Source organism: Metabacillus sp. Hm71, from assembly GCF_051842955.2.
Taxonomy (GTDB): Bacteria; Bacillota; Bacilli; order Bacillales; family Bacillaceae; genus Metabacillus.
The window spans coordinates 295827-312334 of sequence record NZ_CM200278.1 but is presented as its reverse complement, the minus strand read 5'-3'; the positions used below and the strand labels follow the sequence as shown (position 1 = coordinate 312334).

The following is a 16508-nucleotide window of genomic DNA, read 5'->3' as shown; positions in this document are numbered from 1 at the left end:
TGCTAAATTATTTCTTTTGACTTACAACCTCTGCCGCTTTTTCAATTAATTTATTTGGTGATTTAACAGCTATTTCTGTCGTAACTTGGATGATTCTCTTCCCTTCAAAACGTTCTCTTCCAGCGATTTTAACATCTGCAGCTAAGATAACGATGTCTGCTTCATCGATCTGTTTTTGAGTCAGTTCATTCTCTGTTCCAATCGTTCCTTGTGTTTCAATATGAATTTCATGGCCTGCTTTCTTTCCGGCATTCTCTAATTTCTCCTGTGCGATATATGTGTGCGCGATCCCAACTGTACATGCTGCAACTCCTACTATTTTCATCATTATTCCTCCTAATTTTTTAAAATTTCTTTAATAAAATTTTCTTTTTCACGACTATTCAATAATCGGTTTATATACTCTTCATCTGCTAAAGCTCGGGTGAATAAGGATATTTTCTTTTTCATTTGAACGCTTTCATTTTCCTTTAATAAAATAACAATCAATAAACAAATATCCTTTGTCTGGCAATCCCATGATCGGATTGGATTTGCTAAACGGATAAATAGAATTTGACTCTTCTTTATTTGATTGCTTTCGATATGAGGCAACATCACATGTTCAGCGATTAATGTGCTGCCTACTTTTTCTCTTTCATTTAATTGTTTGATGACTTCCTCTTTTTGCGAAGGATTATCCTGACATACGATTTCAGAAATAAAAGAGTGTACTTCTTCTTTTGTTTTTAACTCACAATTAAAATAAACTTGATAGATTGAATTAATCTCCATGATAAATTTCCTCTATCTTCCCCTGAAGTCTCTTCTGGTCATCAATTGTAAACATCGCACTCACTAATAAATAAGGAATGGGTACTTCTTCCTTAATATGAACAGTACTCAGGATCAATTCAGCATCTGAGTATTTCTCTTTTATCATTTGTGTATTTCGTGATGCTACTACATCAACAATTTCTAACTCGGGAAATTTCTTTGAAACTTTTGCTTTTAAAAGTTCTGAAGTTCCAATTCCTGTCGTACACATGATTAGTGTTTTTATTGGGCGTTGATGTTGGCCCGTTTCAATAGCTTTTGCAAAATAGAGGGTGATAAACCCATTCTCATCGTCATTAATGGCTGGTAAGTTGAATTTTTTACTTACCAATTCAGATACGTTTGTTACGCCCAAAAATACTTCTTCATACGTTACCTTAATCTGACTTAACAAGCTGTTTTTAATTCGAATTTTATGCTCTAATCGATTAAGCATCGGTTTAATATGGTTGGCTAAATCAATAAAAATAGACTGACTGTCTATATCAATTCCTAAGCTAGTACTCATTCCTTCAATATATGCTTTCGTTACTTGGATAACTTCTGATGAAAAAGTGGAAGTTTTAGCAAGAGATCCCTGCATTCTTGATGACACTAAATACTGATAAAGAAAATAAATCTCAATATCTGGCAAAGAACTGTTCAAATATTTTTCAATATTATGGACAATAACTTTCGCAACCGGATACAAAATATCTCTTTTCATGTTTTCCATTTCTTCATTAGAAATCTTATCAGTAAACAGTCTGGTAGGAACTTTTCTTGAGCGACTTAGTAGTATATATAAATGCGAGAAAATGTTTACATTATATGGATAGGGAATCGTTATATCTAAATCTTCTTCGATCTTTCTTAATTGATCCAGTATAAACAAAACATCGTACTGATTGAAATTAAGTTGTTGATTCCTTTTTAAATCATCAATATCAATCATATTAAAGATTTCAATAATATCTTTAATGGCCTTCCGAATATTAGCTTCTTCCCCTAGTATGGCTAGTGTTCTGTTTTTTCGCTCTAGAACTAAATTGTACTTCTTAAGCTCTTCGCTCATTATTTGTTCGTCATTAAAAGTAACGGAGTCTCCTACATAATAGCGACTAAATAAGTGGTAAACATTTATAGGTTTAGGCGAAGACAACAATAATTCTTCCATAATTCGTTTACGTCTCTCGTTAGGAGAAAATTGTATTTCTTTGTATTTAAAATTGCTTTTTTGATAATTAATAAATTTTTCGTAATCTAGTTTATACCCTCTCCCTCTTTCAGATATAATTAAAGGGCCGTCCTCGTCCTCGTACTCATTGTTAATTTTATTTATTAAACGATATACTGTTTTTTGAGAAACATTTAGTACTTCTAGGAGATCCTTCGAAGTAACATAACCTTGATTTTTCGAAAGAAAGAGTAACAGATCTTGTTCATGGTTACTTTTTGAGCTCATCTCCTTGCCTCCCTGATATTATATTAACTGATAATATAATAAACGGTTCGCTAGAAAATGACCGTTGCAACGGTCACTTTTTTTGACATTCTATAAGTTTTTTCTAAGGTTACATCTATTAAAACGTTAATAGAGGCAAGAAACAGTTTTCTTGCCTCTCTAAAAGTGCGTAAGAGCCATAATTAACTTAACATTTATATCAGATAGGAAAATCACGGCTAAAACGATAGCTAAAAAAACAAATCATCATCTATTAAAATATCCCGAGGAATCAAAAGAAATACGCTGGCTATCCAACTTATCCAAAGAAATTTGAAAACAGAATGACCCGCATTTTAATAATGACTGATTTAAATCATGAACTGCAGCCTCACTCACTCCGCCACAGTCATACATCTATATTGGCCGAACTTGGATTTGATTTAATAGAAATTATGGACTGCTTAGGTCATACCAAAAAGGAAACAACTGTGAATGTGTATCTCCATGTAACAAAAGGAAAGAAAAAGAGACCGCCAACAAGTTCAGTGAACTTATTAGAGGTCTCCGTTAAACAAATGTTAAATTTTAAGTTTTAAGGACTAACAGAAACTTAGAGCTTAAGGGGCTGGGGGGCTTATTACATCGTGCCGCCCATCTTTTACTTAATTTCCTCACATTTTCACAAACTTTCATACCTGAGATTTTCTAACGAAATTATATATAGTAAAAAAGGGGTTACTTTCGTAAATCTTCATATCCAAATGTGATTTTTGTGATTTTTGTGTGATTTTTTAAAAAATCACATGTTTGAGGTGGGTAATCTGCTGGATCGCACCACCAGTCTCTTTTAAGACATTCAGCAGCAAAGGCATTATTGAATAAATGTATAGTCCAACTAACTGCTTTGAGCTTGCATCAGTTCATATATCTTACGAGCGGTGTTGACATTTCTTACCGTAACTCTTTTGTATATCTTTGATCCAACGATCCTTGACTTCCCACTTTTGGTTATATTTTTCTTTTCAACCGACCATAGGATCGCACCGGGGACATATTTAACCGTGTCTATATCTGGTTTAATGACCAGATTCTCAAGTACAGATTCATCATCAATTTCATCCCATAAAAACAGGACATCACTTGTCATGTCTTTGTCATTTTTCCATGTGTCAGGAATAGCATGAATGATTCCTCTGACATCATCGACACTACGAACTACTACTTTAATTTTTAATCCGAAATCATTATGTATCGCTTCTTCCAAAATATGTGATAGTTCAGTTTTTGTTAGGCCTTTGTATGAAAAAATAATATTCCCTGTATTGATGTATGTCACCACATCATTCATCCCGACTTGTTCAAACGTTTGTTTAAGGAACTTCATGTCAATTTTATTTTTTCCACCCACATTAATTCCCCGAAGAAGAGCGATATAAACCATAACCATCCTCCTTTCAAATTTTCCATATAAATCCATTATATTCTTATTGACTATCTTTGTCATACTCACCTGCATTTATAGGATGATTTTCCACCCTATTTAACGTAAGGAAAGAATTCGCTCCTGAAATCTTTTCTCATCATTGTTTTTCCTTTTTATCGATAATGCCTTCAAAATGGAAAAAACGAATCTCCTAAATGGAAAAACGGATTTTTAGATGTTGAAAAACATTAAATATCAAATTTAACATGACCGAGCCATCTTACAAATTCGGGGTCTCTATGTGAAAAGAATACGCTCTTTTTCGTATCTAATGTAGCAATCGTCTACATATCTTCTTGACTTAATTCAAATTCAAAGATATTAAAGTTTTCAATAATTCTCTCTTTATGAACTGACTTTGCAATCACAACGATTTCCCTTTGTGTCAACCAACGTAAAATCACCTGGGCAACGGATTTATTATACTTTTTGGCTATTGATACTAATACTTTATTTTGGAACATATTGTTTCTTCCTTCAGCAAACGGACCCCAGGACATGATCTGAACTTTGTTCTCTTTCATAAGGTACAATAAATAACCTATTGTAAAGTAGAGCCCATAGTTAAGCACCATTTAGGGAGTCTCTTTTCCTTCTTCGCTAAATTAAGGTAGTTTTTCAATGGAATCTAGCAATATTCCCGCTTGTTCCTTCATGACTTGAGGGGGGCAAGGCATTTCATTTTTAAACCACCATTCCACTGCCCTAACGTAAGCCGTTCCAAAAAATTGAAGAATAACCTCTTCATTTAAACCACGATACTTTCCTTATGTTATATTCCATCCATTCTTTATATCCTCGATGACAAACTCAAGAAATCGGCTAGAGAAGAAAGGAGCTCCTTTACTGGCTATCATCGCCGAAAAAAATGAATAATTCCTTTCAAAGTATTCGAACCAGTTCAAACTTCCATCTAATTTATCCGTTTCAGATACTGATTCACACATTTCCCGCAGTTCGTTAATATGTTCTTCAATTAGTTTATCAAGCAGATCAAATTTATCCATGTAATGAAGATAGATGGTTCTCCGATTTACATTTGCCCTATCAGCAATATCCTGTATTGTAATCTAATCAAAATTCTTTTTAGACATCAGTTCAATAAAAGGTTTAGTATCTATTTTATTGAGAGGCTATGTGTATAGTTCCAAAACTACAAAACAACATGCTACTTAAAGTATCTTTGGCTTTGATTTAAATTAAAGATATGGAGACCATTACTACGTTAGATACGAAAGAGGAAGCGTGTCCTTTTCACACAGAGACCCTGACTTCGCGAAATGGCAAGGTAACGTTAAATTTGATAGCTAAAAAACTAGTCTTTGTTTCAAGAAGGAGGAGAGTAATAGGCTGAATAACATCGTTTTAAAAAATTCCTTTTTTTAAAAGAATCTTGCTTGAGCTTTTTTAGGAACAACATATAATCCCTTAGAAAGAAGGGGTATTAAGGATGAAATATACAAAACTAGGCAATACTGATTTGGATGTATCTAGGCTTTGTCTAGGATGCATGGGATTCGGTGATGAGTTGGGCTTACCCATGGGTACTTAATGAGGAAAGCTCTCGATTATAAAAAGGTTCTGGAATTAGGTATTAATTTTTTTGATACAGCGAATGTATATTCGCTTGGAACAAGTGAAAAAATTCTAGGAAAATGATCTTCAAATTTTGGGGCTGATGTCAAAATGGGAAAAGTGGTAAATATCTTATCTATTTTGCCTTCAGCCTCTATTTACCTTTCATCTATAGATCTTATAAAGCGTTTTAGTATCTTTTTTCATTATTTTGTTTTTACTCGTTTTTAATTTTTATAGGACCTGTTGTTTTCCGTATCTTTAATATTGGATCGATTGTTAGTTGAATGCGTTGTTCGTCAATCTGTTCTTCAATCATCATTAAAAGTTTATTAAGAGCTAAGGTAGCCATTTCAACCATGTTCTGAGAAACGGTGGACAAATTAATTAGGTGGTTGGATGACAATGAAATATCGTCAAAACCAATAACAGAAATATCCTCTGGTACTTTCAAACCTCTCTTTAAAATCGTATCCATAACAGTTAGAGCAATCTGATCAGAGCCAGCAAAAATAGCTGTTGGACGATTCCTCTTATCAAGAAGCTTCTCAACAAAAGAAACAATATCGGAGAGATTAAGGTTTTCTTGATAAATATTACTTTCATCATAAGGGATTTTATAGTCGCTCAGTGCCTTTTTATAACCAGTATGTCGATTGGATAAATTTAAAAAGGATTGTGGACCAGAAATATAAGAAATTTTTGTATGTCCGAGTTGAATTAGATGTTCCATTGCCATATATGCACCCTTTTCATTATCCACAACAACAAAATTTGATTGCTCCTGATCGTCAATCAAGGCATTATATAAAACTGTGGGAAAACCAGAACGATATAGTTCAGGTATTTTTTTATTAGTACGTTCTGTGGTAGCAATTAAAATGCCATCTACACGCTTTCCAATCATTGTCTGTATTGCTTTATCCAAATTTGTATCCCTATAATCGGTATATCCAATAATAATGTCATATGCTAGTTCATTTGCCTTTTTCATAATGATTTTAGACGATTCAGCATAAAATGGATTCGTAATATCCCCAATTATCAAACCGATCGTTCTTGTTTTTTTCTCTGCAAGACTTCTGGCAATTTCATCGCGTGTAAAATTCAACTCTTCTATAGCTTGAAGTACTTTTCTTCTGGTGGTTTCCTTTATATGTGGATAATTATTAAGCACCCTTGACACGGTTGATTGAGATACACCTGCTTTTTTTGCTACATCATATGCATTTGCATTTGTTCTCTTTTTCATATCTAACCTCACTGTAATATTTTATATATGAATGCGAATTCAATAAATAATATACCAGTCTATTAGAAAAACTGCAAAATTTAGAAATGCTCCCAAAGATATACTTTTAGAAAAAAATAAAGGTGTATCTTCCTTTTTTAAGACATTTAACAAGTAGAAATGAAAAAAACTACCCTGTGAGTTGCTATGGTAGTTCTTTTCCCCTCATTCTATTTATTAACTTTCAACATTTTCCTTTTTGTTAGCATTTCTTTATAATAGCTTGCATCATTAGGAAAATCTTCTTTTAGAGGTTTAACAGACATTTTAATAAGTATAGCAGACATAATTGATAAAACTCCGATCATTAGGAAACCTGTAGTCATTGAAAATGCCTTAATTACAATTCCGATCAAGACTGGTCCAAAGAACATTCCAGCAGAATATATACTTTGGAACAATCCTATTCTCGTTGATTGTTTAATCTCAGAAATATTTTCAACAGCCAAGGAGGTGATAACTGTAAAGTTTAAACCGAATCCGAAACCTGCTATTGCTTGCAAAAGAAAAAGGATCGTTAAACCTTCAGCATACGGAATCAAGATGACAATAATCCCTTGTAAAAGTGCTCCCAAAATTGCTGTATTCACCATTCCAATTTTTTTGTAAAAAAGACTTCCACATAATGCGGCTGCTATACCATATAAGATCAGGTGTGTATTTGCTAACATACCGATCGTTAATGGATTTGCGCCCAAATCTGCTGCAACTAGAGGAGTAAATGTATCCCTTGTCCCAATTATAACCATCATTGAAATTGTTGCTAATATAGAAATAGTCCATATTTTTTTATCTGTCATTTGCTCCACAAGTATTTTCTTGTCGTATTTTACTTTTGCATCTTTAATACTCAGATCTTTAGTAAAAAATGTTAAAACAAATGCAATAAGAGCTGCGAATACAGCTACTAAAAAGCTATAGCGATAACCATAACTATTGGCTATTAATCCACCAATTGTTGTACCAAGAATTGATCCAAATGGCGATGCAACAGATAATATGGCGACAGCTTTGGCAGCTTCTCTAACACCAAAATAGGAGGCAAACATGACATTATAAATAACCCATGTTGAACCAGTTAGCCCGTCTGAAATTTTCCCAAGATACAATGTTGTTGCAGTCGGTAACAGAAAGGCTAACGTCCACATGACAATAGTAATTAGCAACCCAAATTGGATAAACAATCTTCGTTTATGCAACATATCTGAAAATACACCCAATGGAAGTCGAGTAAACAAGGCAACAATTCCTGAAATTCCAATGATGCTGCCAATTACAACTGAATCAAACCCAAGATCTTTAGCATAAGAGGAGATAAATGGATCAAATGCAGTAATTGTGACAAAGAACAACAAGCTAATGATAAAAAATAATATAATCTCTTTTCGATTAGAAGTTTGGCTCACATAACCACCCCTTACATTTTCGCCCCAACTTTAACAGTTACTAAGACGATGTTTGGACGTTTACTAGATGAAAACACTCTCATTTTAATTCTAAATGATTTTTTTCGTTATAAAAGGGGTTGCCATCATTTACTACTAGCTCCTATGATTGGTAACCCAAATGTTCCTTTTTCTTCATGTATGTCTTGTAGTTTCCCACTTACATTACATTGGTTATGAGATATACCTTGACTAATTCTTATTTACAACTAAAAGCAGCGATTTCATTGCTGTTTTTGGTTTTATTTTCTATTGCTGAAAATAAAACCAATAACAAATAGCAAAAACCAATATTTTTTAACATAACGGTGTTTTAAACACATGTGAAACACCAACTATTTTATGCAACTACTTTTACTGAATCCGCATTCAAAAAAGGTTATATAAAAAACAGTTTAATCCTTTAGTTTAATCTAACCGTTGCAGATAGTTTATGACCTTCCAGTCCTTCTATTTCCGACTGGTCTTCAGCATGCGATGCTAAAAATTGAACACCTTTACCTGTAATCTCCTGATGGGTTAAGACTTTTACATAACTGCCGACCCACAATCCTCCCGTATACCTTGCAGCCTTTTGTGTTGGGAGCGTATGATTCGTTCCTGAAACCTTGTCAGAAAAGACAACAGAACTGTCTTCATTAATGAATAATGAACCATAATTGTAGAGTTTATCAAGTAACTCTCTGCTATTTTTAACATGTAAATGAAGATGTTCAATTGCATAATCGTTGCAAATATCCAGTCCTTCTTGTAACGATTCGGTATAAATGACTTCTCCCCAATTTTTCCAAGATTCGTGTGCAGGTGAAGACGGTGAAAAAGTTTCTAATAAACTTTCTACTTCTTGTATCGTTTCCTCGGCAATCTTGCGGGATGTTGTAGCAAGAATGGCTCGTGCGAATGGATCATGTTCTGCTTGAGCAAGTAAATCAGCGGCTATTTTCCTTGGTGATGCAGTGTCATCCGCAAAGACCATGACTTCACTTGGCCCAGCAATAAGGTCAATACCAACTTTTCCAAATACTTGACGTTTTGCTTCTGCTACAAAGCGATTCCCTGGCCCTGATATCACATCTACCTCAGGAACAGATTCAGTACCATATGCCATTGCTGCAATTGCTTGCGCGCCGCCAATTGCAAAAATGTCTGTGGCACCAGAACGAATTAATCCATATAAAACTGCCGGATGAATACCGCCTTTATAATTAGCTGGGCTGCAGGCAACAATTTGCTTTGCCCCTGCCACTTTAGCTGGAGCCACAACCATTGGTCCTGATGACAACAATGGAAACCTTCCTCCAGGTACATAAGCTCCAACCCGTTCAATTGGAACGATTCTGTGTCCCATACGAATTCCTTCTCCAAACTCTTTTTCAAACGGGGTTAGACACTCCAACTGCGCTTGTGCAAACGCTGATACTCGATCTACAACTCGATCGATCAGCACTTTTACCTCTTCAGGCAAGTTTTTCATACAATCTTCAATTTCTTCTTCACTCACTCGTACAGGACGATCAGAATTGCCGAATTTTTTTTCGTATTCCTGTACTGCTGCATCTCCATCTGCTCTAATATTAGCGATAATTGACTTTACAGTTTGTTCTACCTCATTTGAAATTGTCTGTTCTAATACTTCTGCTTCTTTTATATATTCCATATTATTTCCTCCTATTATTTTTAATAGAAAGACGGCTGGATACAGCCGCCTGCGAACTTGAATCATGAAACTCCGGTGAAATTCCCGTCCTCATTTTTAGAAATTCCATCTTGCTCATGTTCATCCTCATCCGGCAAATAAATTTGGCGCAACACTTCCATGCCATCAAACAACAGCCATTCCTCAGCAATTTTTTCATTACGAACTTTGTAATGATTAATTCCGCTGATATCAATTGGCTTTCCGCTAGGGACACCAAAGTAACCTGATCCCTCGTGCATTCCTTGAATTCTCCATCGAACTGCTACATCCCAGTCACTGTTGGATCCTCTTTTATTGCATGTAATACGTTCAATAATAACTTTTGCATTAGGAACCGAAGCAAAAAGACTTATGAACATTCCCTGAATTTCACTTACTCCAATAACATCCTTATTACATACATAATGAACAACAGCATTTTCCTCATAATACTCTCTAACAAAGTTAAAGGAGCGTCGTGCCCAAATTCTATTGAAAACCAGCTGCATAAACTCTCCTATTTCAAACTCATCAGAAGATGGTTCGAAGATTTTAGGAGGAAGTCCAGTTTCTGCTGTCTCACTAAAACCAAATGAAATAGAAGGTGAAAGTTTTTTCGTGCTTTTCGCAATTTTCTTAGCAATCTCGACAGGATCTAATCCCAATTGCTGTACAAGGTGATAAGTATCCATCACAAGCCATTCTTCATAAATTTTATTGTTTAATATCATACAATCCGCGCTTGTTCTGAAAACTACCTTTTTTCCAGTAGCAGGACCGTATAATAGACTGTCCCCAAGATTTGTTGCGACAGATCGGCCGCGGTGGGATGTGAAAAAGCCCTTTTCATCATCGCCCGACCAAATGACACTCCATCCTAGTCCTTTGCGGTCAGGAAAAGCATGTAATGTTTGTAGAGTACCAGAAATTACTTCATTAATCCCATGGCTATTAATCAGCCCTTTATGAATCGAAACACTTGTACTATACGTGTCGTATATTAGTCCAATGTCTTTTTCCTTCCAAATTTGCCTTGTAATCTTCACAATGTAATCAACAATATTGTTATATTCAGGATTAAAACCTCTCATGCTTTGCTTCTTTTGATCAATTTCTTCTATATTAATGTAATCATAATCATCTTTTGTATCGAGCATATTGACGTCGTCTGCATCAGCGTAAAAGATAAAACTCGGTGAATTTTCCGCAGTTTTATTTCGTTTTGAGGGATTTGTTTTTTTTACTTCTGTCTTTTGTTCACTTGAGGTTGTTTTATTAGATTCAGTCTTTGTATCAATCATCTTAACCATCCTTTTCATATAGATTTAATGATTTTTAAGGATAAAAGCTAATTAGCTATCTCTAATCCTAATGTTACTAGAAGTGTTTCTAATCATTAATTCTGGTTCCATGGTGTAACATCTCATTCCTTTTTTCAATCAGCAGCACTAGCTTTTCATGGGCTAGGGTTGCCATCCTCTCTTTAAGCTGTGAAACAGTTGTCAGTTCTATGAATTGATTTGACGCAATATCATTAACTGTTACTCACATCGATCTTGAGCCCTTCCGTCTTAAAAAATTCGTTTACTTTACACCTCCAGATGTCATGCCAAGAATGAACTGTTTACGCACAAGCATCATAAAGATAACGGTTGGAAGAACAAAGATCATTCCAGCTGCAGCCATTTGATTCCATAACACTCCTTCTTCACCGTTAAAGAACGATAAGGCAACAGGGAGAGTAACAGCATTTTGTTGGGTTAACACAAGAGAAAACATGAATTCATTCCAGGTAATAACGAAACAAAAGACTGTAGCTGTGATGATACCAGGTTTTGCAAGCGGTAAAAGAATATGCCATAGTACTTGGAAACGATTGGCACCGTCAATTGTAGCAGCTTCTTCCATATCAATCGGAATTCGATCAATGAATCCTTTTGTTAACCAAATTGCGTAAGGAATTGTATGGCCAAGGTTAACAATAATTAAAGCCAGAGTTGTATCTAGCATTCCCCAGTTACGAAACATGATAAAGAACGGAATAACATTTACAATCAGCGGTATGAACTGAGTAGACAAAATAGCAAACAAAAATAGTTGTTTACCGGGCATTTGAAAACGCGAAAGGCTATATGATGCTAAAATACTAACTGGAATCGTAATTAGTAGTGTCACTACTACAACTACTAGACTATTTGAATAGTATTTCCCTAAGTTAAATGCTGATCCAAAAACAGTTCTAAAATTATCAAAAGTTGCTTGAAAAAAGATGCTGGTGGTATATACTTCACCTTCTGGTTTAAAGGCTGTTAATACAATCCAGAATATAGGAAGAAATAAAAAGATAACGACAAGAATGACACAAAGAAATTCTAAAATGGACATAAACTTTAATGGCTTCGCTTTTTTCTTTTCTGTTAATGTCGTTTTCAATGTTGTTTTTAAGGGTGCTTCCTTACTTATCAATTCCAGTCATCTCCTTTCACCAATCTTCTCATATAAATAATGACAAACACGATTGTTATGAGAGCTAAAATATAGCCTAGTGCTGAGGAATATCCCATATCAAAATAGCGGAATCCAGTTTTATAAATAAAATAATTTAGTACTTCCGTTGAACCTCCGGGACCTCCATGAGTGAGTGTGACAACTGGATCAAATGCTTTAAGTGCAAACATTGTCATTAAAATAGAAGCAATTAAAATAATAGGTTTGAGCATCGGCAGGGTTATTTGGAATAGTGTTTGAAAACGATTCGCACCATCCATTTGCGCTGCTTCAAACACTTCTCTCGGCATCCCCATAAGTCCGCTTATAAACATCAGACTCATAAAAGGTAGCCATATCCAAACCACAACAGAAACTAATGCGATCATAGACGTAGTATTTGTTCCAAGCCAAATAACATTTGAAAGTGGCGGGATTAAGACATCAATGATTTTATCAAACAAACCGTAATCAGAATTTAGCATAAACCTCCAAGAAAACCCCACAAGTGCAGGACTCATAGCAAATGGAATTATAAGGACTGCACGCAGGTAAGAAAGATATTTTTTATCCTTACTTAATAAAAGTGCTGCAATAATACTTAATGTTAAAGTGAAAACAACCGTACTAGTTGCAAAAATAAGGGTAACTGACACACTGTTCCAAAATTGTGAGTCTGATAAGGCTCTTATATAATTTTTAAATCCAATAAAAGACCCCATTTCAGTAGATACTTTCAAATCCCATTCATGTAAACTGATCCAAAATGATCTCATTAAGGGGTAAAAAGTAGTAGCGGCAATTAGAATTAATGCCGGTGCTAATAACAAATATTTAAATAGCCTGGTATTCACTTTAGCTCCCCTCCTATACGATAAGGAACAAACTAAGATCTGTGCGACAGATGAGAAGATGTTTAACATTAGTTTGATAGTCGACATGATCTATTTAGTCTGTTTTTTTTTTGATATTGTTCTACTTCCTAAAGAAAAAGACTAAGCCTCTTCTTTAGGAAGTATCGTCTAATTTCCTTACTGGTAATAACCAGACTCTTCTAAAAGCTTTTCAACTTGTTTAGCCGCTTTATCTAACTCTTGTTCGACTGGCTCACCAGTCGCCATCTTTGAGATCGCTTTACTAATAATATCTGATACACGAGGCCACTCTTTTATTTTCGGAAACGTTCTTGCATTTTCGAAGTTGTCAGCGGCTACGCTATAGAAACCGTTTGTTAATTCATTAACTTCTGCATTTCTTAAATTTTCCGTTTGAGTAAGAACAGTAGACATTTCTGTTGTAGGACTTTCTTCTTTCAACGTTTTAAGAACGATGTCAAGTTCTTCCTCAGGCTCTGCAATCCATTTTAATACTTCCCATGCGGCTTCTTTATTTTTGGACCCTTTCATCATAGCGAGAGGGAATGTAGATACAATTGCTTGACTTGATTTACCTTCCCAGGCAGGTACAGAAGCGAATCCAACATTTCCAGCTACATCTTCTGCAGAAGCTTCTTTATCATTAAACTCTGAATATACCCACCACCATCCGAGCCACATTGCTGCTTTGCCTTGCTTAAAGAAAGTTCTGGAATCCTGTTCTCCAAAAGTGACAGAAGCAGGCGGTGCTACTTTATCGGTTACAAGAAGATCCAAATATCGTTTCGTTGCTTCAATACCTTCCGGACTATTGAAAACCGGTTTGAATTCATCATCTAAAATCTCGCCGCCGTTGCTCCACAAGTAGGAAGACCACATGAATAAATTCTGTCCATTGTTTCCCGCACCGTAATAAGGAACGGCACCGTAAAGATCTGTTTTCTCCGATATTGTTTTACTAACAGTCTCAAATTCTTCCCACGTTTTCGGAACAGCTAGACCTAACTGATCGAAAATATCTTTCCGATAGAAAAGCATTTGCACATGTGCTCGTACAGGAAGGCTATACAGTTTATCATCAAATGTTGACAGGTTGAGTGAAGCTTCTGGCCAGCGATCTAAATTGAAATTATCACGTTTTACATATTCATCAAGCGGCTCTAAAAATTGTGTAATAGAAGAACCCATTGAATCAAGATATACGACTAAATCATAAGCACCGCCTTGTGCAATCCCGTCTGAAGTAATATCTTCTAGTAAATTTTCATATGGTGTTTCAATAAATTCAATTTTAATTCCTGTTTCTTCTGTAAAGGCTTTACTTCTTGCTTTCCAAGCATTGAATTGCCCAACACCTCCAGCAGACAATAGCACTTTTACTGTTTTTCCTTCCAAACTCTCTGGTTCTGAGCTGCTTTTTTTCGAATTAGAACTGCTGCACCCTGCAACTAGCAGCGACAACATCAAGACTAGAATTGTAGCCAAACGGAATGTTTTTCTCATTATCATTTTCCTCTCTTTTGTGGAGTTGGTTAACAATAAGTAATCATTGGTCCTAACTATTGCATAAGGTAATATGATTACGCTTACAAATTAAAAATGACATCTTGAATGCGGATTCAAATATAGTGAAAAAAATTTTCTTTATCTGAAGAACTAGGATGTTATAAAATTAAATCCTCATATTGAATCCGCATTCATAAAATACTATATACTCCTTAGAAAATTAAATTCAAAGGTTGGATCTTATTTTATATGAATAATCCTAAGTTTGACTACATTTGTGATAAGACTTTGAATGCGGATTCAATAGTGAGTGTGATTGAGTACAACTGTTAAACTATGAGAAATAAAAGATTAAGATTTTAGCTAAATACTCGAAATGAAAACGCATTCCTTATATTGATAATCTTAACCTCGAAATTTGTCTATGTCAACACTGATTATCTATAATTCTCAATTTTTATTATTTTTTAAATTATCAGTCCCTTATTCCCTTTTTTTAGATTTGTCCTAGACATAGGGCGTCTCTTTTTAAATAAAAATCGGCTAGAGCAACCTGTTCATAAGAATTGGCTGCACGAAACAAAAGGTCTTCCCTGTAATGCCCTGCAATGAACTGCAATCCTACTGGAATCCCCTCTTTTGTGGTGCCTGCAGGTACTGATAACGCCGGATGGCCGGTGATATTAAACAGGCTCGTATAACGAATCATGCAGTCACCTAGCGGCTCTGCCATACCATTTATCGTTACCTCATTTGTCTGCACATCTGAAGTTGTTATAGGGGTTGTAGGAGTGATCATCACATCTACTGCAGCAAAAATATCAGATAGCTTTCGGATCAATTCCTCCCGGATTTTCAAAGCTGATATATATTCAAACGCTGTTATGCCTCTACTCTTAGTAAACGTATTTTGGGCACCTTCACTATATAAGTGAAGAGAATGTTCAATGCGGTCTTTATGAACGTACCCTACCTCAGATGTACCAAGTATCCTTGCTAGATTAATAATGTCTGTTAAAAAGGAAGTATCGACTTCTATTATAATAGCACCAAGATCAGATAACTGCTGGATAGCATTCTCAAATAGTCTCTTCACTTCACTATCCATGTTTTCATTTAAGTAATGCTTTGGCAAACCTATTTTCATCCCTGCTATATCACCTGAACAAGCTGTTGTGTATGGTTTATTCGTAAGTGCTTCCATAATGATTGCTGCATCCTCAACATTTCTTGTAATAGGCCCTGCATGATCTAACGACCAAGATAACGGAGTCATCCCTTTCATGCTAATTAAATGATAAGTTGGTTTTAAGCCGACAACTCCACAGCATGAAGCAGGCACACGAATTGACCCGGCAGTATCTGTACCGATAGAGCATAGAGAAAAATTAGCTGCAACAGCTGCTGCTGATCCGCCACTTGATCCACCTGCTGTCTTATTTTCATTCCAAGGATTAATGATATCACCAAAAAAAGGATTCTCAGATGTAATCCCAAACGCATATTCATACATATTGTTTTTACCAAGAAGTATACTACCAGATTGCTCTAAAGTCGTGACAACTTCTGCATTTTTATTAGGAATGCGGTCCTTATCAATTATTGACCCGCTTGTTGTCAAGATATCTTTCGTATCGATCGAATCTTTATAAGAGATCGGTACACCAAGCAGCCCTTCTAGATTACCAGAAGTCATTTTTTTTTCTGCCTGTTCAGCCTGATCGAAAGCTGTTTCTTCTGTTATTGTAATATAAGAGTTTATAAACGGATCTAACTTTTTTATTCGGTCTATATACCATTTCGTTATTTCAATTGGTGAATAAAGTTTATTTTTATAACCATTCATTAACTCCTTTATTGTCAATATCACTTCATATTCTCCTCCTTCCTTTCATTCATTTTCGTTTTAGATCTATTTTAAGCTTA

13 protein-coding genes and 3 pseudogenes are annotated in these 16508 nt (G+C 35.2%); 2 read left to right on the top strand and 14 right to left on the bottom strand.

What is annotated here, in order from left to right; translation table 11 throughout:
• Positions 1-7 precede the first annotated feature (7 nt).
• From ACSVDH_RS01685 to ACSVDH_RS01675, 3 genes are read right to left on the bottom strand one after another with little or no spacing between them, the layout of a single operon-like run.
• Positions 8-325, bottom strand: a complete 318-nt coding sequence (locus ACSVDH_RS01685) for a PTS fructose transporter subunit IIB (RefSeq protein ID WP_299095630.1) — start codon at positions 323-325, stop codon at positions 8-10.
• Positions 326-336: 11 nt separating this feature from the next.
• Positions 337-774 (bottom strand): PTS sugar transporter subunit IIA, encoded by a 438-nt coding sequence (locus tag ACSVDH_RS01680; RefSeq protein WP_439253318.1) that lies wholly within the window; start codon positions 772-774, stop codon positions 337-339.
• Positions 764-2260, bottom strand: coding sequence for a BglG family transcription antiterminator (locus ACSVDH_RS01675; protein ID WP_439253317.1), 1497 nt, complete (start codon positions 2258-2260; stop codon positions 764-766). Before ACSVDH_RS01675 ends, ACSVDH_RS01680 begins: the two co-directional genes overlap by 11 nt.
• A gap of 323 nt (positions 2261-2583) precedes the next feature.
• Here ACSVDH_RS01675 and ACSVDH_RS01670 point away from each other — a divergent pair, with 323 nt between their 5' ends.
• Positions 2584-2838, top strand: a complete 255-nt coding sequence (locus ACSVDH_RS01670) for a tyrosine-type recombinase/integrase (protein WP_439253316.1) — start codon at positions 2584-2586, stop codon at positions 2836-2838.
• A gap of 299 nt (positions 2839-3137) precedes the next feature.
• On the opposite strand, the gene ACSVDH_RS01665 is transcribed toward ACSVDH_RS01670, so the two are convergent.
• The 3 genes and pseudogenes from ACSVDH_RS01665 to ACSVDH_RS01655 form a co-directional block, all read right to left on the bottom strand.
• Entirely contained in the window at positions 3138-3683 is a 546-nt protein-coding gene (locus ACSVDH_RS01665) for a DUF1697 domain-containing protein (RefSeq protein WP_439253315.1), read from the bottom strand.
• A 230-nt stretch (positions 3684-3913) separates the two neighbouring features.
• Positions 3914-4249 (bottom strand): annotated as a pseudogene (locus tag ACSVDH_RS01660) (aldo/keto reductase); the annotation flags it as partial.
• Between the two features lie 81 nt (positions 4250-4330).
• Positions 4331-4795: pseudogene (locus tag ACSVDH_RS01655) on the bottom strand (TetR/AcrR family transcriptional regulator).
• Positions 4796-5175: 380 nt separating this feature from the next.
• On the opposite strand from ACSVDH_RS01655, the pseudogene ACSVDH_RS01650 reads away from it, so the two are divergent.
• Positions 5176-5381, top strand: a pseudogene (locus ACSVDH_RS01650) (aldo/keto reductase); the annotation flags it as partial.
• Between the two features lie 136 nt (positions 5382-5517).
• On the opposite strand, the gene ACSVDH_RS01645 reads toward ACSVDH_RS01650, so the two are convergent.
• From ACSVDH_RS01645 to ACSVDH_RS01610, 8 genes are all read right to left on the bottom strand, one after another.
• Positions 5518-6552 carry a LacI family DNA-binding transcriptional regulator gene (locus ACSVDH_RS01645; RefSeq protein WP_439253314.1) on the bottom strand — a complete coding sequence of 345 codons (1035 nt, stop codon included), beginning with the start codon at positions 6550-6552 and terminating at the stop codon, positions 5518-5520.
• 209 nt (positions 6553-6761) lie between these two features.
• On the bottom strand, positions 6762-7997 hold the full coding sequence (locus ACSVDH_RS01640) for an MFS transporter (protein ID WP_439253313.1): 1236 nt from the start codon (positions 7995-7997) through the stop codon (positions 6762-6764).
• Positions 7998-8439: 442 nt separating this feature from the next.
• On the bottom strand, positions 8440-9693 hold the full coding sequence (gene hisD / locus ACSVDH_RS01635; protein WP_439253312.1) for a histidinol dehydrogenase: 1254 nt from the start codon (positions 9691-9693) through the stop codon (positions 8440-8442).
• Between the two features lie 62 nt (positions 9694-9755).
• Complete coding sequence (locus ACSVDH_RS01630; RefSeq protein ID WP_439253311.1) at positions 9756-11015, bottom strand: ester cyclase; 1260 nt, start codon at positions 11013-11015, stop codon at positions 9756-9758.
• 283 nt (positions 11016-11298) lie between these two features.
• Complete coding sequence (locus tag ACSVDH_RS01625; RefSeq protein ID WP_439253310.1) at positions 11299-12180, bottom strand: carbohydrate ABC transporter permease; 882 nt, start codon at positions 12178-12180, stop codon at positions 11299-11301.
• Entirely contained in the window at positions 12177-13055 is an 879-nt protein-coding gene (locus tag ACSVDH_RS01620) for a carbohydrate ABC transporter permease (protein ID WP_439253309.1), read from the bottom strand. The genes ACSVDH_RS01625 and ACSVDH_RS01620 overlap by 4 nt, the downstream gene beginning before the upstream one ends.
• A 177-nt stretch (positions 13056-13232) precedes the next feature.
• The gene (locus ACSVDH_RS01615; RefSeq protein WP_439253308.1) at positions 13233-14579 is read right to left on the bottom strand and encodes an ABC transporter substrate-binding protein; all 1347 of its coding nucleotides are present in this window, start codon (positions 14577-14579) and stop codon (positions 13233-13235) included.
• 499 nt (positions 14580-15078) lie between these two features.
• Positions 15079-16452, bottom strand: coding sequence for an amidase (locus ACSVDH_RS01610; protein WP_439253306.1), 1374 nt, complete (start codon positions 16450-16452; stop codon positions 15079-15081).
• Positions 16453-16508 lie beyond the last annotated feature (56 nt).

What these genes read in the sequence shown, in the direction of transcription:
- ACSVDH_RS01685 (WP_299095630.1), bottom strand. Translation starts at nt 325, where the DNA reads ATGAAAATAGTAGGAGTTGCAGCATGTACAGTTGGGATCGCGCACACA.
- ACSVDH_RS01615 (WP_439253308.1), bottom strand. Translation starts at nt 14,579, where the DNA reads ATGAGAAAAACATTCCGTTTGGCTACAATTCTAGTCTTGATGTTGTCG.
- ACSVDH_RS01665 (WP_439253315.1), bottom strand. Translation starts at nt 3,683, where the DNA reads ATGGTTTATATCGCTCTTCTTCGGGGAATTAATGTGGGTGGAAAAAAT.
- ACSVDH_RS01670 (WP_439253316.1), top strand. Translation starts at nt 2,584, where the DNA reads ATGACCCGCATTTTAATAATGACTGATTTAAATCATGAACTGCAGCCT.
- ACSVDH_RS01630 (WP_439253311.1), bottom strand. Translation starts at nt 11,015, where the DNA reads ATGATTGATACAAAGACTGAATCTAATAAAACAACCTCAAGTGAACAA.
- hisD (WP_439253312.1), bottom strand. Translation starts at nt 9,693, where the DNA reads ATGGAATATATAAAAGAAGCAGAAGTATTAGAACAGACAATTTCAAAT.
- ACSVDH_RS01675 (WP_439253317.1), bottom strand. Translation starts at nt 2,260, where the DNA reads ATGAGCTCAAAAAGTAACCATGAACAAGATCTGTTACTCTTTCTTTCG.
- ACSVDH_RS01645 (WP_439253314.1), bottom strand. Translation starts at nt 6,552, where the DNA reads ATGAAAAAGAGAACAAATGCAAATGCATATGATGTAGCAAAAAAAGCA.
- ACSVDH_RS01680 (WP_439253318.1), bottom strand. Translation starts at nt 774, where the DNA reads ATGGAGATTAATTCAATCTATCAAGTTTATTTTAATTGTGAGTTAAAA.